This window comes from Mesorhizobium sp. M7A.F.Ca.MR.362.00.0.0 (assembly GCF_004023175.1).
Lineage (GTDB): Bacteria > Pseudomonadota > Alphaproteobacteria > Rhizobiales > Rhizobiaceae > Mesorhizobium.
This window is the reverse complement of sequence record NZ_RZTF01000051.1, coordinates 6529-10079: the sequence shown is the minus strand read 5'-3', so window position 1 is coordinate 10079 and position 3551 is coordinate 6529. Positions and strand designations below refer to the sequence as shown.

6 protein-coding genes and 1 pseudogene are annotated in these 3551 nt (G+C 60.3%); 1 reads left to right on the top strand and 6 read right to left on the bottom strand.

The features are described from left to right. The 6 genes from EOC06_RS42100 to EOC06_RS09810 form a co-directional block, all read right to left on the bottom strand. Positions 1–730: Nramp family divalent metal transporter (locus EOC06_RS42100; RefSeq protein WP_306462339.1), on the bottom strand; the 730-nt coding region annotated here is incomplete at its 3' end. Beyond that, the gene (locus EOC06_RS09830; RefSeq protein ID WP_128307632.1) at positions 727–1182 is read right to left on the bottom strand and encodes a hypothetical protein; all 456 of its coding nucleotides are present in this window, start codon (positions 1180–1182) and stop codon (positions 727–729) included. The genes EOC06_RS42100 and EOC06_RS09830, both read right to left, overlap by 4 nt. 157 nt (positions 1183–1339) lie before the next feature. After that, positions 1340–1570 (bottom strand): hypothetical protein, encoded by a 231-nt coding sequence (locus EOC06_RS09825; RefSeq protein ID WP_031212583.1) that lies wholly within the window; start codon positions 1568–1570, stop codon positions 1340–1342. An 83-nt stretch (positions 1571–1653) separates the two neighbouring features. Continuing rightward, on the bottom strand, positions 1654–1872 hold the full coding sequence (locus EOC06_RS09820) for a hypothetical protein (RefSeq protein WP_013533184.1): 219 nt from the start codon (positions 1870–1872) through the stop codon (positions 1654–1656). Positions 1873–1876: 4 nt separating this feature from the next. Further along, positions 1877–2095, bottom strand: coding sequence for a hypothetical protein (locus tag EOC06_RS09815; protein ID WP_127255009.1), 219 nt, complete (start codon positions 2093–2095; stop codon positions 1877–1879). Continuing rightward, positions 2092–2358 carry a hypothetical protein gene (locus EOC06_RS09810; RefSeq protein ID WP_027036323.1) on the bottom strand — a complete coding sequence of 89 codons (267 nt, stop codon included), beginning with the start codon at positions 2356–2358 and terminating at the stop codon, positions 2092–2094. The genes EOC06_RS09815 and EOC06_RS09810 overlap by 4 nt, the downstream gene beginning before the upstream one ends. 351 nt (positions 2359–2709) lie before the next feature. On the opposite strand from EOC06_RS09810, the pseudogene EOC06_RS09805 reads away from it, so the two are divergent. Beyond that, a pseudogene (locus tag EOC06_RS09805) lies at positions 2710–3494 on the top strand (SDR family NAD(P)-dependent oxidoreductase). The last annotated feature ends 57 nt before the right edge of the window (positions 3495–3551 follow it).

Genomic DNA, 3551 nt, shown 5'->3' with positions numbered 1-3551 from the left:
GCACGAGAGCGGCCACGATCAACACGCCGATCGAGATGGTCCCCCCGAAAGTCATGCCCAACCCCGCTATGGCCCGATTGGCTCCGAGATAGCTTTTGTCCCACCGATCCTCGATGGCCCCCGAGGAATAGAACATGAAGAGGTAGGGCGATATCGAGGCGCCGAGAATGCTGACCGCCATGAACCAGTAATTGGCGGCATCGTGGACCGGCAGCGAAGGCACGGCGCCCCTTGCGACTGCCGTCCAATCGGGTCTCAGCGTCACCGCTCCGACGACGAAACACAGCGTCACCAGACCGAGAATAGATACGCCCTTCTCGATGAAGCCGAACGTGCCTTTCCAAAGCAGCAGCCACGCCAACAAAGCCACCGGCAGTGCCCACCACTGGAAGCCTATGCCGGTGGCAAATTCGAGTGCAATGGCGACGCCGCCGATCTCGGCGGACAGCACCAGGAAATTGACCAGCAGGGCGGCAAGCAACGGCCATAGAAAGACGTTGAAGCCGAATCTCTCGCGGATGCCGTCGGAGATTGTGTGATGGCTCACGGCCGCGAACCGGCCGGACATTTCGACAAGGAAGATGATGCAGATGGTGCCGAGCACCACCGCCCAGATCAACTGGAAGCCAAACATCGCGCCTGCCTGCGCCGCTGTCGCCATGGACCCAACTTCGAGGAAGCCGCCGACGCTGGTGACGACGCCGAGGGATATTTCCATGAGCTTCTTCATGGCTTTGGCGCGAAGTATTTGGCGTAGGCGGTAGCGAGCGAACGCGACGCCAGCCGTATATCCTGTTGCGCATCTTGGACTTCCGGCCGGTCGCCCGCCTGCAATCCGGCCTCTGCACGTGCCACCGCGACCGACAAATCGTTGACTGCCTTTGTCAGTGAAGCTTGCTCGGCGGGTTCACTGGTTTCGGGGGACCGGATTTGCGCCCCGGCATCGGCAAGCGTCTTGCCGATCGATTGCAGCGTACCCGCCGTGTATGCCGTCGGCGCCGCCCCTGCCGCCCAGGCGTCCAGCACCATCAATACAGTTTGCGATGCGGAGGCCGCTGTTCGTGATTGCTGCTCGATCTGATCAGAAGATGAGCATGCCGACAACATCAGCAACAGCAAGCACAAGCAGTCGAGCCTGAGATAGCGGCGTCTAACGATCAAATCAGGCGTTTGGTGCGCCACCGAATAGTCTCCCCCGACCCAACAAAACCGTGGCCGGCGTAAATCTGATCTAGAGCACTCGTCGGGTCCGTCAACGACCGCGCCCGCCGATCCGGAGCACGCGGCGGCGAGCCAGGTCCCGATCGGTTTCAATTGCCGCATCAGCGTAAGCTGAAGGTCAGGCGGGGCGATCCCCGTTCGGAGCGTCTTGGATTCTGTATTCGTGAATGAGGCCGAGAACCTGAGTTCTGACTGTGTCGCGCGCGTCGGGCTGGATGAAAAACATCAGCCGTTCGACCGCTTCAACGACTGCTTCGGGCAGATCCGAAACCGCATCGGTGAATTCGCTGCCATGCTCGTACATATTGTCCGTCAGTTTCTTGTCGAGGTCGGAAAGGATGCCCATCATCCACACTCCAGATCCGTGCTGTATCGAACTCACTTCGGCACCGTCACCGCGACGTCGCCTCGCCTATTGCTGCCGGCCGTCGATCACTGCTGCCCCGGCATTTCCGTGTTTTCCCTGGGATTTTTCTGGACGCCGGCAGCCGGGGCGGTATCCGCGGGGGCATTGCCGCCCTGGTTCTGCTCCGGCGCACGTTTCAGCGGGGAGGTCTGCCAGCCCATATCGACGTAGAAAAAGCCGACGACGAAACCGACAATGATGACCGCCGCTATCACCAGCGAGATTATTGCGTTGCGCCGCTCCATAGGCCTAGCCACCACTTGGCTTGGGAGATGCCGGCTGGGTTGGCTGCGTACCTTGCTGGTCGCCGCCGGTGCTGGTCTGCGGCGTCGGGTTGGTGTCCGTCGTGGGATTCTTGTCGACGGGCTGGCTGTTCGTAGTATCCGTCTTGGACTTGGCTGGATCGGCATTGTCGTTGCACCCCGCCAAGGCGAGCAATGCCGCCGACATCAAAAGCACTGCCCTCATGCTGATTTCTCCTGGCTGAGTCCGGGCGAAGCCGCCTGCCAATGACCTATCCGGTCGAACCGCACCGAGAGCCCTTGTTTGACCGCGCTTCTAGCCAGCAAATGGTCCAGTTCGGCGTCTTCGATCGGGCTTCGTACGACCTGGCGAATGGCCTTGCAGGCAAGTTCCGTCGAGACGAAATCATATCTCCTGCTCCTGGCGACGACATATTGTTCGACCAGCATCTTTACGCGCCTGAGCGCGATTTCTTCGGCGTATTGCATTTTGTTCCTCCTGCGCGCCGAACTGCCAAACGGGTACATTGTTCCCACCAGAACTTAAAAACATGGCAGCCGAACTCACGGGAAAGCCCGCGCTTCCCGAGCAGGGACGCGCGGGCTGGATCAGGCTGAGGGGGACCCGATCGTGCAGCATCAAACAAGGGGAGCAACGACGCTGCACCGACATCGAACTCCCACCGACCTGAGTTGTTCCACCTCTCCACGCGCCGCTGTTCATGGCTTGGATGAACTCAAGGACAAATCGTTGTCACGGCCCCCATACGGCCGCGCATCAAACCGCACGGAACAATCAGCCCCGACAGTGGTTCGGCCGAAGCGAGTTCGGAGGACGTGATGACGAATGAAAAGTTGGCCGTGGTGACGGGCGCCTCAAGCGGCATTGGAAAGGAACTTGCCAAACTGTGCGCAAGGGATGGCTACCATCTGATCATAGCCGCTGACGAACCTGCGATCCGGCAGGCCGCCGAGGCGCTCGGTTCGCATGGTGTGACTGTCGAAGCCATCAAGGCCGATCTAGCGACCGAGGAAGGTGTCGATCGTTTGATCGCCGGGATCGGCGATCGCGATGTCGACCTGTTGTTCCTGAATGCCGGACGTGGGCTCGGCCGTGGTTTCGTCGATCAGGATTGGAAAAAAATCCGCCGCATCATCGACACCAACATCACCGGGACCGTCTATCTCGCGCATCAACTCGGAGCCAGGATGGCACGCCGCGGCCGAGGCCGCATCCTCTTCACAGGATCGATCGCTGGTTTCATGCCCGGCACTTTCCAGGCGGTCTACAACGGCACCAAGGCATTCTTCGATTCCTTCTCGATCGCACTGCGTCATGAGTTGCAGGACACAGGGGTCACAGTCACGTGCTGATGCCCGGGGCAACGCAGACGCGGTTCTTCGAACGCGCCGAAATGATGGATACCAAGGTCGGCACCGATGAGAAGGACAATCCCGCCGATGTCGCCAAAGCAGGCTACGAGGCGATGATGGACGGTGAGGAACAAATCATCAGCGGTTGGAAGAACAAGCTGCAGGTCGCCGCAGCGCATGTGACGCCGGCAGGCACGCTGGCCGAACAGCACCGCAAGATGGCCGAGCCGGGTTCGGCGTCCAAAGACTGACCTTCGGCCTTCAAGCAAACCAAAAAAAGTCCGGCAGGGTCTTCTGCCGACCTTCTC

Coding starts and splice junctions, on each gene's coding strand:
- EOC06_RS09825 (WP_031212583.1), bottom strand. CDS start 1,570: ATGATGGGCATCCTTTCCGACCTCGACAAGAAACTGACGGACAATATG.
- EOC06_RS09820 (WP_013533184.1), bottom strand. CDS start 1,872: ATGGAGCGGCGCAACGCAATAATCTCGCTGGTGATAGCGGCGGTCATC.
- EOC06_RS09815 (WP_127255009.1), bottom strand. CDS start 2,095: ATGAGGGCAGTGCTTTTGATGTCGGCGGCATTGCTCGCCTTGGCGGGG.
- EOC06_RS09810 (WP_027036323.1), bottom strand. CDS start 2,358: ATGCAATACGCCGAAGAAATCGCGCTCAGGCGCGTAAAGATGCTGGTC.